This window comes from Alkalitalea saponilacus (assembly GCF_900168165.1).
Classification (GTDB): domain Bacteria; phylum Bacteroidota; class Bacteroidia; order Bacteroidales; family Marinilabiliaceae; genus Natronoflexus; species Natronoflexus saponilacus.
The window spans coordinates 240,450-257,763 of the sequence record NZ_FUYV01000004.1; the positions used below are offsets into that span (position 1 = coordinate 240,450).

Consider the following 17,314-nt stretch of genomic DNA (forward strand, 5'->3'; position numbering starts at 1 on the left):
CATTGATAAGATCCTTCTTTTACTTCAAACGTAAAGTTAAAAGCGACTTACCTTTTTTCGTTTTCTGCCAAGTTATTAATCGGGATACAATCGGTCTTTGTTAAGACTATAATAAACTATGATCATGTTAACAAAAGTAGTTAATACAATTCAGCATTTATTAAATTATAATTCAAAATGCCATCTCAATACCTTAAATCAATCAATTATGAAATCAAAATTATTACCAAATCTTAAATTTCTATTAATCGCAGCTGCACTGTTTCTATTCGTAACTGCCGATTTATTTGCCCAAGGTTCTGTTTCGCGTTCGGGCAGTACCTGGACTGCACGTGTCAATGGAAACACGGTATACACCGGAACCCGAATGTTTGATGCAATTAATGCTGCCTGCAATAACATGGGAGCTGGAACGATTAATATTTGGAATTCTGGCTCTTCAGGTCCATCAGGAGGCAGTATTTATGCCATACGGCCAGGAGCTAATCAAACGTTAGATTTTCATGGTCATTCAATACATTGTGATGGAGGTGATTTAATCGTTGCCATTCATGCAGACAGACGTAACAACATCACGATTCGAAACCTTCATGTTACAGGAGCACCACGCTATGGAATGTGGTTCAGGGGATGTTCGGGTGTTACTTTGCATAATATCACCATGAATTTGTCGCACCCAGGAGCAGTTGGATTGGGCATAAGGGTTGATAATTCCACCGGGGCTGCTTCAAATCTCACCATAAGTGGTAATATTAACATCAATGGATCTTTGGGCCATGCCATTGAAACATATGGAGTTGATGGAATTTCGATCGGGGACGTAACAGTTACCAATACTGCAGTTGGTTGTGGAGTTATTCTGAATAATTCAAGAAACGCAACCATTGGAACCATTAATGGATTCCGCAATAATCGTGGAGGTGGCTATGCAACATTCAGGGTTGCAAACAACAATGGCCCAAACATCCGCGTTCAAAAGGTAATCTCCAGAGAGTCAGGACGTGGATTCTTTAGCGTTTCAGGTAGTTACGATTGCGTTGTTAATGAAGTGGATATTGCAAACAACACCAGTCATGGAATCTTTTTAGAAGATGCCACTGATACACATGTATTAAGCGGTACAGTGGTGAATTGTAACCCAAATACACAGATGGTAAGAACCACCAGATGTTCCATAAATCTTGGATCCGGTTCTGGTGACAATAATGCCAGAATAAACGGTCGTTATGCAGTGGTTGCAGTTCATAGCGGAAAAGCCCTTGATGTATATAATTGGGGAACATCTGATGGAACTAATATTGTTCAATGGGACTATTGGGGAGGAGGTGCACAGCAATTTAATATTTCAAGTGTTGATGGTGACTGGCACCGTATATCACCTGTAATTGCAACTTCAAAAGCACTCGATGTAGATGGTATATCTACTGCCAATGGTGCCAATATCCACATTTGGAATTATTGGGGAGGAAACGGACAGCAATTCAGGTTTCAGAATGCAGGTTCAGGAAGATATCGGATTATTGCCCGTCATAGTAATAAATGTTTAGATGTATATGGAGCTTCATCTGCAAACGGAGCCAATATAATTCAGTGGGAATGTATATCAGGTGCAACCAATCAAATGTTTGAATTAGTCAGACTAGGAAGTCTATCTAGTTCTCCTGATGAGACTAAGTATGAAATGAATGATGATTACAGAAACGTTATGGTTGGCTTAGAAGATTTAGAGAAAGTAAGTGAAGAAATTCGAGTCTTTCCAAATCCGACAAGAGGTTCATTTAAAATACATTTAGCAGCACTTTTTATAGAAGGCATCACAAATATTACTATCCTCGACATTCAGGGACGAAAGGTATATTCAGAAAGTGTTAGCCAGAAAGAGGTTGAGATTAATGAGCAACTAAATCCGGGACTTTATTTTATATATATTGAAAATGGCAATAATTCAACCATTGAAAAGATAATTGTAAAATAGATTTTCTATAACTAGTAATTGAGATGGTATAACCTGTGAGATTTTAATCTCACAGGTTTTTTTGTAATGAGATACTTGTTTTCGAACTCGCATTATATTTCTTCTTTTAGATACCTCCAATTTATTATCTTTGGAAACGAAAAATGGATAGAATTTGATTTTGATGGAGCAACTGATTGTAGTATTTACCGAAAAAAGAAACATTGGTCTGACGGCCATTCCATATATTGCAACACTTAATAATAATGAACCGATTACCCTGCATGAACATGCAACTATGTTGCATGTGGAAGAGAGTAGCGATAAGTTTTCATCACAGGAAAAGGAGATCATCAGCCTGTTGAGCAAAATCAGTGACCAGGCCTTACGAAAAAAGTTCAGTCCTCAACAAAATCTCAAAGATTTCATTGATCATCTTCCTCAACACCGGTTTTACAATACATTGATTAAAGATCACATTGACAAGATACTGTATCAGGCCATCGTATTGCTATCCAAAGGCACTACCAAAGCTTACTTTAAAAATGAAGGTTACAGTCATTTATACACATCTGATATTCTGAAAATTCCCAATTGTGCCGCTCAGCCTGTCTTTACATTCGATCTGACCAGTGAAGGGTTGATTTATACACTTAAAGTAAAGCAATGCGGCAATGATGAAAACATCAAAGAGTTTTCATTATTAAATCGTGAAGTGGAGTTTATTTGTCATCAAAGCGCAGCAATTAAAATACAAAACGATATTTGGTATTTTGATGGCATCGACAGCAATAAATTCAAGCCCTTTATCACCAAAAGCACCATTACAGTTCCTCTTCGGCAGATAGAGCCATATATGGAGGGTTTTGTCAGAAATATGGTTCGAAATTTTGATGTCACCGCAAAAGGTTTTGAAATCATTACCACAAAAGAAGAACCGGTTCCTCACCTTACCATTGAAAAGGATCTCAAACATTTTCCGGTTATAGCTCTTCATTTCAGGTATTCAAACAGAACTTTTCTGGCTGATCGTCAGTCGGGTATTTTTGTAGACCTTAAAAACGACGATGGACGATTTACCTTTACCAAATTGGAGAGAGATTTTGATTATGAGCAGAGATATGTTAACGAATTGACAAAACTGGAGCTTTTAAAATCAGGTGAAGCACTGTTTAAACCTGCTGATGCTCATTGCAATGATGATTCATCTGAGGTTTTATCATTGATTACGAATTGGTTTATAAAAAACAGAAAGAGGCTGGATGAGCTGAACTTCTCTTTTGATAGTGGCTACGAAGGCAGAGAGATTTTTGTGGGAAAAGTTTCGTTGACAATTGATACCAATGAGGATAACGATTGGTTCGAAATTAAAGCCCGGGTGCAAATTGGAGAGTATCTTATATCATTCTATAAATTCAGGAAAAACCTTTTGGAAAACAACCCGGAATACATATTGCCCAATGGGCAATTGTTTATGATACCAGTGGAGTGGTTTACCCGTTTCAGTGAACTCTTTAATTATGCCAAATCCGACAAGGAAGTTATTCGTTTGCCCCGTGCACATTTTCAGATACTGGAGCAGGTAAAACATGGTGTTTCTAATCTTGAAAATGCGCCGCAACAGCCATTGGTAATTGGCGAAACTGAGCTGCCAAAAGGAATTGAAGCCAAATTGCGTCCATACCAGATTGAGGGATATGCCTGGCTTAATTTTTTGCGTGAGAATGGTTTTGGAGGAATTCTGGCTGATGACATGGGATTGGGAAAGACTTTGCAGACCATCACCATGATTCAAAAGGTATACCAAAATGAGGAACGCAACCCTGAAGAAGCCGAACATGAAGAGGTCAATAAACAATTGGATGACTCTTCCAGTCACAAAGTACCGCAACAATTATCTATGTTTGACCCGCCTCCCAATCCGGTGTTTAATAAAAGTGGGTTATCTGCATCGTTAATTGTTATGCCCACTTCCCTGGTTCATAATTGGCAGAATGAGTTTAATAAATTTGCCCCTTCACTTAAAATATACAACTATACCGGAACAAACCGCCTCAGAAGTAAAGAAATTGGGAAGATATTCAGGCATTACCACATTGTTTTAACCAGTTACGGGGTTTTGCGTAATGATGTTGAGATGCTTAAGTTGTATCGGTTTAATTATTTTATCCTGGATGAGAGTCAATATGTTAAAAACCCCACATCCAAAGTTTATGAAGCTGTAAAAGAGATCGAAGCTTCTCATCGGTTAACCCTTACCGGAACGCCCATTGAAAATTCGCTGGTAGATTTATGGGCACAAATGAATCTGGTAAATAAAGGGTTATTGGGTTCATTGGCTTTTTTTAAACGCCACTTTATTCAGCCCATTACCAAACAAAACAATGAGGAAAAGGAGATAAAATTACAACGACTGATTCAACCGTTTTTATTAAGGCGCACCAAAGAGAAGGTGGCAAAGGATTTGCCACCGGTGATGGAGCAGGTATTATACTGCGACATGACTCCAGAGCAGGAACGATTTTATGAAAAGGAGAAATCGGGGATTCGAAACAGCATTTACAAGGTATTTGAACAGAAGACTCCTGATCAAAGTGCCATTATGGCACTTCAGGCTTTAACGAGATTAAGACAAATTGCCAATCACCCGGTTATGGTTGATGATACCTACCAAGGTTCTTCGGGTAAGTTTGAGCAGATCATTGATAATTTGGAGAGCATTGTGGCAGAAGGCCACAATGTGTTGGTTTTTTCTTCATTTGTAAAAGACCTGGAGCTTTTGGAAAAAGAACTGGTTAGCAGGAAGTTAAGGTATGCAAAACTAACTGGTGCAACCCGTGAAAGAGAAAAGGTGATCAACGAGTTCAACACAAAAGCGTCCATTTTCTTAATCTCGTTAAAAGCTGGTGGTGTGGGGTTGAATCTGACTAAAGCAGATTATGTTTTTATGCTTAACCCATGGTGGAATCCGGCTGCAGAAGCGCAGGCCATTAATCGTGCTCATCGAATTGGACAAACACGAAACGTGTTTGTCTACAGGTTTCTCTCATCTGGAACCATTGAGGAAAAGATCGCCAGATTGCAGGAAAAGAAGATGCAGTTGGCCGATATGTTCGTGAATAACAACAATCCATTGACGGATCTCTCAAAAGAGGAAATCATGGAGCTATTCAGTTAAGAGGCCAAATTATTTTTTTATTTGGCTTAATATTTGATTGCAAGGAAAGATATTAGATTCTGAATTAAAAAGTAACTAAAAAAACAGAATATGAGACAAATACTGATTTCAGCGCTATTTATTTTAATGACCTTACCCCTTGTTGCCCAGGAAGATGAAACAGCTGTTGGTGAGATAATAATTGAAACGCGTCAACTGGCACCTTTTGAAACTCTCCGTGTGGCGCGGGGAATCAATGTAACCCTTGTGGAGGGAGAAAAACCAAAAGCTGAAGTTCACATCATGAATGCCGATCCGGAAGATGTTCTAATTGAGCAATCCAACAAGGATCTGACCATTCGTATGCGTACACGCATATATCGAAACATGGCAGTAAATGTATATCTCTATTACCAAAACATAAAAGAAATTAGTGCAGGAACCGGCGGCAGTGTTTATTCCGACGATGTTATTGAGGCAAAACGGTTGGTTTTAGATGCCGGTACCGATGCCTCCATCCAATTCGAGATTGAAGTAGACCACTTGGAAGCCAGTGCATCTGCCGGACGAGTGGAAGTGATGGGTACAGCCAATTCAATTGATGTAAATTTAAGCACCGGTGGACGTTTTAACGGAGCAAACCTGGAAACCAAAAAAGCCAAGGTGCGTGCTAATACCGGTGCAGGAGCAGAAGTTTGGGTAACTGAAGAGTTGGAAGCAAGAGCAGGTTCAGGAGCCAGAATTGAATATACCGGGGATCCGCAAAAAATAGAAGTTCGAACCAGTTTTGGAGGAAGAGTACAGGAAATGGAGTAATTAGAATAATATTCTGTATATCCATGCGCGGAAATTTCAAGAAATTTCCGCGCATTTGTTTTGTTGCAAGTTAATAGGAAACCCACAACACCTTTGTAGTGACTCTTTATAAGACAACGGTTTGATGCCCAATTTCTTTTCGATGGTGTTGTTGTTGGCAACTATTTTTACTTTCATGCTACTAATCAGGTTAAGTGACAGATAATAATCAGATGATGTAAAAACTGAAACAAAAAATGCAGCAATCGGCATGGGGATTGATGGTATGGTAATTATATACCTCTTATATCCTCTGAATTCAGCATATTGCTCCAGCATTTTTTTGTAGGTAATAACACTTTCACCTCCCATGTCATAGGATTTATTAAAAGTCTCCTCCATTAATAAAATACCAGTAAGATATTCTATGACATTGATAAGCGATACCGGTTGACTTTGAGTATCTAACCATTTGGGTCCAATGATTACCGGAAGTTTTTCCATCAGGCTTCGGATGATTTCAAACGAAGCACTTCCACAACCGACTATAATTCCGGCCTTAAGAGTCGTAACCGGAACAGCGCTACTTCTGAGTATGGTTTCAACATTTTTTCTTGATGACAGGTGTCGTGAAAGATTGTCTTCATTTGTAATGCCTCCAAGATATATGATTTGTTTGATTGATGTTTTACTAACTGCGCTCAGAAAATGATATGCAGCCTTCTCCTCCATCTCCTCAAACCCCTTTGAAAAACCTGTCATGGAGTGAATCAAATAATAAGCAACATCAATATCAATGATTGAATCAGGTGGAGTTTGGTCTTTCAAAAAGTCAAATTCAATAACTGAAACATTATTATGGGAATAGATCTCGGATGAGGGTAGCTTCGATACATTACGCACACAGCAAATTACCTGATGTCCTTCTTTAATCAAAGCAGGCAAAAGTTTTTTCCCAATGTAGCCATTGGCGCCGGTGAGTAAAATTTTCATATACTCTAATCTGTTTTAGGTCATATGAAACGAGACACAGTATATCATCTCTCAGGTTGGGAATACAGTATTATGGTTCGATTCATAAGCCAGGTTATCAGTAGATCTATTGTAAATATGCAAAAAATCTGCCATTTTTGAAAGATTAATCGACTTAAAGCGTTCTCAATCAAAACAAATTTGATAACTATGAATTTCTGCATGGTATTGTTATAGGTGCTACAATGCCACTAATATCTGACTAAGGATTATAATAAGTACCAGGGAAATTGGATATACAGTTGTGTAAGCCTCTTGTGGCGCACTGGTTTTACTCACCGACTCAACAGCACTAAGAGCAGGTGAACTGGTCATGCTACCCGAAAGTACCCCCAGAACGCTCAGGTAATTAATCTTCAAAATCCTACTACCAAAAAAGACCGCAGAAATCATTGGAACCAGAGAGATCAAAGCGCCCATCCAGATCATGCTGAAACCATACTCGGCAACAGTGGTTCCAAGTGTTTTACCTGCTTCGGTGCCAATATAGGCCATGAAGAAAAGCAGTCCCAGTTTTCGCAAAAACTGATTGGTGGTGTGGCTGATGCTCCAGACAACTGGACCGGTTTTACCAATTTTACTCAATAGCAGAGCAACAATCAGCACTCCACCTGTTAAACCCAGGCTGAACTCTACGTCTGGACGAATGGGAAACCGCAATTGTCCGAGAAATACGCCCAACAAGACACCAACAGCAATGGGGAGAAAGTCCAGGTGATCCAGCTCTGCCCGACTGTCGCCCAACATTTTGCTCAATTCAGGTATGTTCTCAACCGGAGCACTTATGGTTACTTTATCTCCCAAGCGCAAATATGTTCCTGCATCCGGGATTAAATCAACACCAGCTCTTCTGATGGCAGTTACAGTAGCGTTTAAATTTTGCAGAAAATGTGAATCTGCAATGGTTTTTTCAACGTTTTTGCGATTGGAAATCAAAAACCTGCGAACAATGTATTTCTGACTTTCAGGAATTTCAATATCTGTTGCCGGTCCAATGAAATACGAAAGGGTGTTTAGGTCTTTGGATGTGCCTGAGGCTCGAATAATATCATTTCTTTCGAGTGTTGTATTTCCGGTTGGGGTAATGGCGGTTTTATCTCTTAATATCTTGAAAATGTTGGTATGGGTCACACCTCTGATGTTGAGTTCAGACAGCGTTTTACCAATAACATTGGGGTTTTCAACCACAAAGTTGCGTTGCTCTGGTTCGGGGTGATGCATTAAAACATCTTCACGATGTTTTAATTCTTCCTTTTGAATATCAATTCTTAAAAAAGAGGCCGACAACCTGACAAAGAGAATGATGCTGATGATTCCAAAGGGATAAGCCAATCCAAACCCGATGGCAATCAAATGGGGATCCCCTATTTCGGCTGCAGCAGCGAGTCCTGATGCACTGGTGATGGCTCCTGTAAAGATTCCGGTTGCCATGGCACTGTCCACATTAAAAAAATAGATGATGGAAATGGTAGTAATCAGTGCCGATGCAATAATGATACCTGAGAGTTTTAATAATTTAATTCCGGTGGTACTAAAGGCTCCGAAAAATCCGGGTCCGGCTTGTATTCCCACACTAAACATGAAGAAAATCAAACCCACCTGTTGAAAAATAGGTGGAAGGCTCACTCCATAGTGGCCAAAAGCCATGGCTACAAAAATTATGGCCGACGCATCTAATGAGAGTCCTTTAATGCGGACGCTTCCGAGAATTATCCCCAATGCGACAATGGTAAAAAATGCAACGTAGTCTGTGGTAAAAATCTCCATTTATTTTATATCTGATATGGCCTTACACAAATATAGAAAAATACAGGATAAGTTGTCAGACATTTTTTTTCACACCTACCAAAAATTGTAAAGCAAATATCACAATCTCGTCAAATCTCTAAAATTCTTTTAATGGTTTAATAAAACATAAAATCTGCTTGGGGTGTGGTTTTGATATCTTATACGAGATAGTAATGTTTATTTATGAATTATTTCAATGCTTGCAACAGCAAATAGATCTGATCTATGGCGGTTATTGGAGTGTCAATGTTTTATTGGAAAGTTATACAAAATAATTCAAAAAATTAAACATAATCAAATATATCTGAATGCTTAAATCAAATATCTAATATTGAAAAACAATTTTATTTAATGTGTTGTATTTTTAAAATTTGAAAAGCAATGTTAAATATGTCTATGTAAAGTGTTTTGTTATATGACTAGCTCAAAACGGTTTAATGTATTGTTGTAAAGTTATATATATAACTATTAGAGTCATTTTTAATCAGGATATTGTAAGCAAGTAACAAAATATTGCAACATATATTAACTCTGATCTCCCCGCCCCGAAATAGAAAATATGTCTACTAAATTTAGCAATAGGAATAATATTACAGAAGCATTTTATAATGTATAATCTAATTTGAGATTAGAGGAAGAGTTGTTGGATGATTTTTTGTTGAAGTTGGTTTCTCTAACAATTTTAAGACAGGAAAATATGTATGCATTTATATCATTCTAATTGTTTAACAACTTAAAAATCCAATTATGAAAAGAACATTATTTTATGCAGCAGCATTTCTTTTTATGCTGTCTGGTTGTTCAGAGGATATCATTGATGTAGAATTGATTGCAGATGAGGAAATAAATGATGCTTATCTAAAATCATATGAGTCGGGAACTCATGATGGTTATTTTTGGGCCTTGTGGACTGATGATAGACCAGGATGGGTAAATTATCAAAACGGACCTGGTGGAAATTACACTGTATCATGGGATTACTCAGGTAATTTCACTGCAGGAAAAGGTTGGAATTCCGGAACGGTAAATAGAATAGTTGGTTATAACATAGGTGTGCATAACCACAGCGGTGGAGGAGTTTTCGGCTATTATGGCTGGACTAGAAATCCATTAATCGAATATTATGTAAATGAGAGATGGGGTAATGCAAGGCCAACGGGTGAGCACAGAGGCACTGTAACCAGTGATGGAGCTACCTATGATATTTATACAGCAATGCGAGTTAATGCACCTTCGATTGATGGAACTCAGACTTTTCGTCAAGTTTGGAGTACACGTAGAACTCAGGCGCCAACAGGTCAGAATCGTACCATCACATTTGCCAACCATGTAAATGCTTGGGCTAGTGTTGGTTTAGGACTTGGAAGTGACTGGACACCAGCTGCCATATTGTTAACAGAAGCCTATGGTGGAAATAGTCAGGGCTCTGTGAATGCTACTGTATGGAGTGCAGGAGAAAGTAGTGGCGGAGGCGGAGGAAGTGGTGCAACCTACTACAGAATCCAAAACAGAGCGACCGGATTATTTCTGGATGGAATGGGGCGTATTTCTGATGGTTCCAACCTTGGACAATATGCTCACACCAATCATCAAAATGCTCATTGGGTTCGAGAAGCTTCTGGAGGATTTGAAAGATTTAGAAATCGGGGTACCGGTTTGTATATTGACGGAATGGGACGAACATCGAATGGTGCTGATGCCGGTCAATGGGCAAATACCAATCATAACAATGCACAATGGAGTCTTGAATCTGCTGGTGATGGATACTTCCGCTTAAGAAACCGTGGTACCGGATTGTATCTGGATGGAATGGGTAGAACATCCAATGGTGCAGATGTTGGTCAATGGGCCAATACCAATCATCAGAATGCACATTGGAGATTTGTACCTGTGCAATAAAATAAATAATATTTAATATAGCATCAATTAGAAATAATTCAATGCATACATTTTTATCTGCCCGGCACTTAAGTGCCGGGCAGAGTTTTAAATGAGATGCTGTATATCGAAAGCATACGCATGTTAATATCATCTTTAATTCAAAATGTCTTCATACTAATTTTGCTGCAAGTTCCTGATTTTTTTATCGCCTTTGTATTCGTAATTACCATCTCATCTTACCAACATGCTTAGTTGCGATGGGAGATTTTACCAAAAAAGGATATTGTAATCATTAGGTTTCGTTTTGAATCTCTAAACGGAGTGAAACACCACTGTCTGGTGAATTATTGATTAGAATAGTAATGAGTAAATGGCTTTACTGTCAGCCGAATAAGTTGAGTTTAAGTTAGAAATGTGTTATATTAGAGATATAAACACAGTCAGTTATAAAACTAGCTCTGTCCAATGCTCCAAAGCACAGGGGATGATTATTGATGAGTTCTCCCGAGAACTTGGGATCAACTGAAAATCAAATTGTAAACACATGAAAACAGCAAAAAGAATGTCTGGATCTTTCTTTTTCATCACGATGCTTTTCATTAACCCTCTCTTTTTTACAACTGCATTATGCAGTTGTGGAGCCGGAAAAACCTCTGAAAGTGCAACGATTAAAGGAAGATTAAATACAATTATTGAATTACCAAACCCGGTTACAGATGGCGAAGTAAGCCTGGAACGCACATTGTCGTTGAGGCGTTCCGTGCGTAATTATTCCGATCCCCCCTTAAACCTGAAGGAAATTGGGCAAATGCTTTGGGCGGCTCAAGGTGTAACTGAAAACCGACGTGGATTCAGAACTGCACCAAGTGCAGGTGCTGCATTTCCTCTCAATGTATATATAATGGTGAATGATGTTGAAGGCTTAAATGCTGGCATTTACCTTTATCATCCCGCTGGACATCAATTGGAGTTTAAAAAAACGGGTGAATTGTCATCAGATTTGGCTGGTGCAGCATTGGGGCAATCAATGTTTGAAGAGGCTTCAGCCATATTTATTATCGGCGCAGTTTTTGAAAACACCACACAGCGGTATGGTGAAAGAGGCATCCGGTATGTTTACAACGAAGTTGGCCATGCTGCTCAAAACCTTTTGCTACAGGCAGTAGCACTGGATGTTGGTGCTGTGGTAGTAGGTGCTTTTAATGATGAGGCTGTAAACAGCTTATTAGAATTGCCGGAGGGAGAAAGCGTGATATACCTCCTCCCTGCCGGAAAATTAACAGATTAAAAGCGGATTCCGGCTCTGATTCCGGAAGATGAATTGGTTCCGAACTGGAAACTGTTTCCCCCCTTTAATAAGATATCACGTTCCCTTTTAATGTCTGAATTACTTATGTAATTCAGCCCAGGATTAAATTCAACTCCAAGATAAAAACCACCTCCAATGTTGTAATCAAGTCCTAATATTGCATTTACTCCAATACCAGTATAGCCCCCCGTCAAATTGAGTGAATTGAAATTGCTTTCAGCTTCGTATCTTTCTGAGTATATTGTTATGGGAAGTTCTGCTCCGTAGTAAACTCTTACTTTCCCATTTGATAAAGGTTTCTCAAAGCCTGGTGCAAAACTAAAAAAGACTGCTGAACCTTTTTCATACTCATTTCCCTCTGCATCTTCATATATTTTCTCAGTTTCAATATTAAAACCAGCATTGACTCTATAGGCACTTCCATCTGTCTGAAATACTCTAAATCTTATTTGTGGCATGGTAAACATACTACCAGAGGAAGCATCAAAAATTGCACTGGGATCAAAATCTACATCAAAAGAGTATCGACCTTGTTGCTGATGTTCCGAAGTTCCTTGAACATCCTCAGCATTTGTGCCAATCAACAAAATAAAAACCATACAGGCTAACAAAATACCTTCTTTCATCTAATAATCGTTTAAAATTGATTGGATAAAGGCCGCATGATGAAATTTTATCCTTATTTGGGTTAACGAATCATGCTCGTTTTTAATTATATTTTAATGAGTTAAGAGACTGTTTTTAAGCGAATAAGTAAATTTTATATTTAAATTCAAAGCAAATATAATTTTAATTTTCATTTTATTGCATATATAAAGAAGCCGTTGTTGCAAATTGCAACAACGGCTTCTTTGATAGGCTGTTTTTTTAATCAGCTAGTTTTTAATAAGTTTAATGATTTCAAGTTCATTACCTCCCATAATGCGTAAAAAATATATGCCGGCTGTTAACAATTCTGTTGAAATGGTTTTATGACTATTTATCAAGCCCTCAACCAATACTTGTCCGTTAATATTTAGTATTTCGTAATAACTGGATCCTGAAGTATCTGCAACATCAACAAACAGTTTATCGCTAAAGGGGTTTGGATAGACATTGATATTACCTTCTTTATTCATCATATTTGGCAAGCTAGTTGACGAATCGGTTACATCCATCATACTGACATTATCAATATAAACGCAAGCTGAATTACCACCTAAATAAAATTTGAGAGCAGCTATAGGATCAGCAACTGAGGAAGTAAAACTAACCGTAAACTCTTGTGGTTCTGTCGTAAGGTTTACCTGTTGTTGAAAATGAGTATTAAAACTCTGTCCATCCTGCTGAACAGCAACGTCAATGTTTCTGATTTCGTCGGCCTTAGCCATAAAGGTAATAGTATAGGAATGACCATTCAAAATGGGGGTTTGCTGACGTATTTGAATGTGCCAACTTGCAGTTCCTGCATTATCAGGACAAATACGCAATGCATAATATCCTGACATTCCCGCATCATTCACGACTTCCATTGAACTTGAAGCTCCTGCGTTATTCTGAACATTCCATCCCGACGTTCCCAAATTGAACTCGCCGTTATACACCATATTTTCTTCATTAACCATATCCTCTCCATCGAAAGGAAAACCTACATCAGGCTGATCTCTCATGTATTGCTCCAACCAGATGAGTGCGTCCCTTTTAGTTCCGTCAGCATTGATGATGCCCGATCCTGTCCACCAGGTTGCTCCTTCTACGTATCCCCATAAAGTTATACCAGCAACAGCCGGATGTTCCCAGTAAACGGGAAAAATGTTCTGGTACGAGCGCAGTTGATTGGCTTCAGAAGCTTCCGGTGCTCCAATTAAATCTAATTCCGTAACATATACCGGCACACCACTTGAAGCCATCATGTCAATACGTTGTCTTAAAAGCCCCGGGTTGTTCCAGAATCCATCCACATTGAAAGTGTGAGCCTGGGTTCCAAAGCCGTCAATCAAACCTCTGTCTCGTAAAACTTTTACAACATCCAGCATCTCGTTAATACCGTCAGGATTGTTTTCCAATTCAAAATCGTTCATTACAAGCTTTGAATTGGGGAAATATTCACGAGCCTTCTCAAATAACCATATTACCCAATCATAACCGGTTTCACCGGGTCCACCTAATCCGGCACGAAAATATGGTGTTCCTGCGGCATGTTCCCTTCCATTATAGGTATTCAAATACAAATTTTCATTTAGCACATCAATTTGATCCATATATGGATATCTGGCCGCCATTTCTGCCATGTACTCTTCTATTTCTGCCTGAAACTCTTCCGGTTCAAGATCTTCAAGCCAGGTTGGATATTGACTTCCCCAGGCTATGGCATGATAACGGAACACCAGGTTGTTATCTGCTGCAAAATTGTAAATATTATCACCCGTTGTCCAGTTCATTACGTCCCTTTCACCTTCTATGCTGCCCCATTTATGAGCATTTTCAGCGGTGACCCCATTCCACAATTGCAAATAGTCTGCACGAACGGACGATGAACCCATAACATTTCCAAGATATTTTCCCTTTCCGGCACTGATTCCTTTTTTAATCACCGGTGCTTCTCCTACTTTTAAAATAACTCCTGCAGATGTAAATGAATCTCCGTCATTATCTGTCGCTCTTGCTGTAATCCTATATTCACCAGCCTGCACATCTTCCCAAATGTAGGTATAGGTATGATCCTGATGAACGCTTGTTTCATAGATTTTTTCATCATCAACAAAGAACTCTACATTCTCTACAGTTCCATTGGGGAAAGTACCTCCAAAATCGGTTGAATAAACTCGAATGACAATGTTAGATCCTTCCTGATAATAAGCGTTGCTGTGCGGATAAGTTATCACAGCCGACGGTGGTGTGTTTGTGATTTCTGCTGAAATAAATGTGCATCCGACTATTATAAAAACAGCCATACAAAAAATGTTTTTTAATCTCTCTTTCATAGTGATAAGTTATAATTAAAAATGATAAGGCGAGCACTAAAGATGACGAGTAATTCTTATATATATTATCTGTTCTGTGCTTCTAACATAACCAGAACAGAACAGATGATGTTATTTACAAATATAACATAATTTTAACAAAACAAAAAAAGCTCACTTATCGTGAGCTTTTAAATATCTGTTATCTATTAGCCATTCAGCTACTTACAGAAGCTTTCAGCGTGTTCAATAGCAGAGAAACTATAGTCATGGGGCCAACTCCACCGGGAACAGGGGTAATATAACTGCATTTTGGAGAAACAGCCGTAAAATCAACATCTCCCTTTAAACGCCATCCACTTTTGGTTTCATTACTAGGCACACGGGTTGTTCCCACATCAATAACTACAGCCCCTTCTTTTACCATATCCGCTTTTAAAAATTCCGGAATTCCTAACGCAGCAATGATGATATCAGCTTGAAGGCAAATTTCTTTCAAATTTGCTGTTCGGCTATGGCACACCGTCACAGTTGCATCGCCGGGCGTACCTTTAAGAGACAGCAAAATGCTCATGGGGCGACCAACAATGTTGCTACGACCAATAACCACAGCATGTTTTCCCTTGGTATCAATCTTATAACGTTTCAGCAGCTCCATAATTCCTTGAGGAGTGGCAGAAACAAAAGCATCACCGCCGGTAATCATTCTCCCAAGGTTTTGCGGATGAAACCCATCCACATCCTTACCCGGATGAATGGCTTCGGTTACTTTTTCTTCAGAAATGTGTTTAGGCAAAGGCAATTGAACAATGAAACCATCAATATCCGGGTCGCTATTCAGTTTCTCAACTGCATTTAGAAGTTCCTGTTCGGTTACGTTCTCATCGTAGCGAATCAGAGATGAATTGAATCCAACCTCTTCGCAAGCTTTAATTTTGGCCGCTACGTAGGTTTCACTTCCTCCGTCGTTACCAACAAGAACTGCAGCAAGGTGAGGTTTCTTTTTCCCGGCTGCCATCATGGCCTTTACCTTTTGAGCAATTTCCTGCTTTACAGCCTGTGAGGTTAATTTTCCGTCGATTAATTGCATGGTATAATTAGGTTTATTTGGTTTAGCGTCCTCCCATTGGCAGGTTGGCCATCATTTTGGAAAGGTTTTTTCCTTTACTCATCATTTTCATCACCTTACGGGTATCTTCAAACTGCTTGATGAGGCGATTTACCTCCTGTATTGAACTGCCACTACCGGAGGCGATTCTTTTGCGGCGGCTGCCATTTAAAATGGCTGGATTCTCACGCTCATCAGGGGTCATGGAGTAGATGATGGCTTCTACTTCCTTAAATGCATCATCGTCAAAATCCATATCTTTTATGGCCTTTCCCATTCCGGGGATCATCCCTGCTAGGTCTTTCAGACTACCCATTTTCTTAATTTGCTGAATCTGGCTCAGAAAATCATTGAAACTGAATTGGTTTTTCGCAATTTTCTTCTGTAGCTTTTGAGCCTCCTCGGCATCAAATTGCTCCTGAGCACGCTCCACCAGAGAGACAATGTCACCCATACCCAAAATTCGGTCGGCCATACGATTGGGGTGAAACACATCGAGTGCATCCATCTTTTCGCCTGTACCAACAAACTTAATGGGCTTGTTCACCACACTTCGAATAGAGAGAGCAGCACCGCCCCGGGTATCACCATCGAGTTTCGTTAAGACAACCCCGTCAAAGTCGAGCCTGTTGTTAAACTCTTTGGCAGTGTTAACAGCATCCTGACCAGTCATGGAGTCAACCACAAAAAGAATTTCATGGGGCTTTACTGCGTTTTTAATGGCAGTAATCTCCTTCATCATCTCCTCGTCAACGGCCAATCGACCAGCGGTATCAACTATTACAAGATCATTACCGTTTTGCTTGGCTTGTTTGATGGCGTCTTTGGCTATTTTAACCGGGTCTTTGCTGCCTTCTTCGGTATATACGGGAACTCCAATTTGCTCGCCCAAAACCTGGAGCTGATTAATCGCAGCGGGACGATAAACGTCACCTGCCACCAACAATGGGTTTTTTGAGCGCTTGCTTTTTAGTAAATTGGCCAGTTTTCCGGTGAAAGTTGTTTTTCCCGACCCTTGCAGACCGGCAATCAAAATAACAGCCGGTTTTCCATCAAGATTGATGTCGGTGGATGACCCTCCCATCAGTTTGGTCAGCTCATCATGAACAATTTTAACCATCATCTGCTGAGGCTTGACAGCCGTCAGCACGTTTTGACCCAACGCTTCATCTTTTACCGTTTCGGTGAAAGTCTTGGCAGTTTTAAAATTTACGTCGGCATCCAATAATGCCCGACGAATATCTTTGAGTGTTTCAGCAACATTTATTTCTGTAATGGTACCCTGCCCTTTAAGTATCTTAAAAGAGCGTTCCAGTCTTTCCGATAGATTTTCAAACATCGTGTTTAT

General features: G+C 39.3%; 11 protein-coding genes. 5 read left to right on the top strand and 6 right to left on the bottom strand.

Annotated elements, in window-relative coordinates:
* The first annotated feature begins 208 nt into the window (after positions 1-208).
* From B5X70_RS05430 to B5X70_RS05440, 3 genes are all read left to right on the top strand, one after another.
* Positions 209-1,975, top strand: coding sequence for an RICIN domain-containing protein (locus B5X70_RS05430; RefSeq protein ID WP_159449985.1), 1,767 nt, complete (start codon positions 209-211; stop codon positions 1,973-1,975).
* A 163-nt stretch (positions 1,976-2,138) separates the two neighbouring features.
* Positions 2,139-5,132, top strand: coding sequence for a DEAD/DEAH box helicase (locus B5X70_RS05435; RefSeq protein WP_079556868.1), 2,994 nt, complete (start codon positions 2,139-2,141; stop codon positions 5,130-5,132).
* A 90-nt stretch (positions 5,133-5,222) separates the two neighbouring features.
* Positions 5,223-5,927: a head GIN domain-containing protein gene (locus B5X70_RS05440; RefSeq protein WP_079556869.1), complete on the top strand. Its 705-nt coding sequence runs from the start codon at positions 5,223-5,225 to the stop codon at positions 5,925-5,927.
* Positions 5,928-5,963: 36 nt separating this feature from the next.
* Here B5X70_RS05440 and B5X70_RS05445 read toward each other — a convergent pair whose 3' ends face one another.
* Both B5X70_RS05445 and B5X70_RS05450 read right to left on the bottom strand, forming a co-directional pair.
* The gene (locus tag B5X70_RS05445; RefSeq protein ID WP_079556870.1) at positions 5,964-6,899 is read right to left on the bottom strand and encodes an NAD(P)H-binding protein; all 936 of its coding nucleotides are present in this window, start codon (positions 6,897-6,899) and stop codon (positions 5,964-5,966) included.
* Positions 6,900-7,118: 219 nt separating this feature from the next.
* Complete coding sequence (locus B5X70_RS05450; protein ID WP_079556871.1) at positions 7,119-8,705, bottom strand: aspartate:alanine exchanger family transporter; 1,587 nt, start codon at positions 8,703-8,705, stop codon at positions 7,119-7,121.
* Positions 8,706-9,473: 768 nt separating this feature from the next.
* Between B5X70_RS05450 and B5X70_RS05455 the strand changes: the two genes are divergently transcribed.
* Both B5X70_RS05455 and B5X70_RS05460 read left to right on the top strand, forming a co-directional pair.
* Positions 9,474-10,625, top strand: coding sequence for a glycoside hydrolase family 11 protein (locus tag B5X70_RS05455; protein ID WP_079556872.1), 1,152 nt, complete (start codon positions 9,474-9,476; stop codon positions 10,623-10,625).
* Positions 10,626-11,151: 526 nt separating this feature from the next.
* Positions 11,152-11,895 (top strand): SagB/ThcOx family dehydrogenase, encoded by a 744-nt coding sequence (locus B5X70_RS05460; RefSeq protein WP_198314193.1) that lies wholly within the window; start codon positions 11,152-11,154, stop codon positions 11,893-11,895.
* Here B5X70_RS05460 and B5X70_RS05465 read toward each other — a convergent pair.
* The 4 genes from B5X70_RS05465 to ffh form a co-directional block, all read right to left on the bottom strand.
* Complete coding sequence (locus B5X70_RS05465) at positions 11,892-12,542, bottom strand: hypothetical protein (RefSeq protein WP_079556873.1); 651 nt, start codon at positions 12,540-12,542, stop codon at positions 11,892-11,894. The two genes, B5X70_RS05460 and B5X70_RS05465, sit on opposite strands and share 4 nt — an antisense overlap.
* 249 nt (positions 12,543-12,791) lie before the next feature.
* The gene (locus tag B5X70_RS05470) at positions 12,792-14,849 is read right to left on the bottom strand and encodes an endo-1,4-beta-xylanase (protein ID WP_159449986.1); all 2,058 of its coding nucleotides are present in this window, start codon (positions 14,847-14,849) and stop codon (positions 12,792-12,794) included.
* Between the two features lie 226 nt (positions 14,850-15,075).
* Positions 15,076-15,948, bottom strand: coding sequence for a bifunctional 5,10-methylenetetrahydrofolate dehydrogenase/5,10-methenyltetrahydrofolate cyclohydrolase (locus tag B5X70_RS05475; RefSeq protein WP_079556875.1), 873 nt, complete (start codon positions 15,946-15,948; stop codon positions 15,076-15,078).
* 22 nt (positions 15,949-15,970) lie between these two features.
* Positions 15,971-17,305, bottom strand: coding sequence for a signal recognition particle protein (ffh, locus tag B5X70_RS05480; RefSeq protein ID WP_079556876.1), 1,335 nt, complete (start codon positions 17,303-17,305; stop codon positions 15,971-15,973).
* Between the last annotated feature and the right edge of the window lie 9 nt (positions 17,306-17,314).

Bases quoted from the DNA above. Each gene is read 5' to 3' on its own strand.
- B5X70_RS05430 (WP_159449985.1), top strand. From the start codon at position 209: ATGAAATCAAAATTATTACCAAATCTTAAATTTCTATTAATCGCAGCT.
- B5X70_RS05435 (WP_079556868.1), top strand. From the start codon at position 2,139: ATGGAGCAACTGATTGTAGTATTTACCGAAAAAAGAAACATTGGTCTG.
- B5X70_RS05440 (WP_079556869.1), top strand. From the start codon at position 5,223: ATGAGACAAATACTGATTTCAGCGCTATTTATTTTAATGACCTTACCC.
- B5X70_RS05445 (WP_079556870.1), bottom strand. From the start codon at position 6,899: ATGAAAATTTTACTCACCGGCGCCAATGGCTACATTGGGAAAAAACTT.
- B5X70_RS05450 (WP_079556871.1), bottom strand. From the start codon at position 8,705: ATGGAGATTTTTACCACAGACTACGTTGCATTTTTTACCATTGTCGCA.
- B5X70_RS05455 (WP_079556872.1), top strand. From the start codon at position 9,474: ATGAAAAGAACATTATTTTATGCAGCAGCATTTCTTTTTATGCTGTCT.
- B5X70_RS05460 (WP_198314193.1), top strand. From the start codon at position 11,152: ATGAAAACAGCAAAAAGAATGTCTGGATCTTTCTTTTTCATCACGATG.
- B5X70_RS05465 (WP_079556873.1), bottom strand. From the start codon at position 12,542: ATGAAAGAAGGTATTTTGTTAGCCTGTATGGTTTTTATTTTGTTGATT.
- B5X70_RS05470 (WP_159449986.1), bottom strand. From the start codon at position 14,849: ATGGCTGTTTTTATAATAGTCGGATGCACATTTATTTCAGCAGAAATC.
- B5X70_RS05475 (WP_079556875.1), bottom strand. From the start codon at position 15,948: ATGCAATTAATCGACGGAAAATTAACCTCACAGGCTGTAAAGCAGGAA.
- ffh (WP_079556876.1), bottom strand. From the start codon at position 17,305: ATGTTTGAAAATCTATCGGAAAGACTGGAACGCTCTTTTAAGATACTT.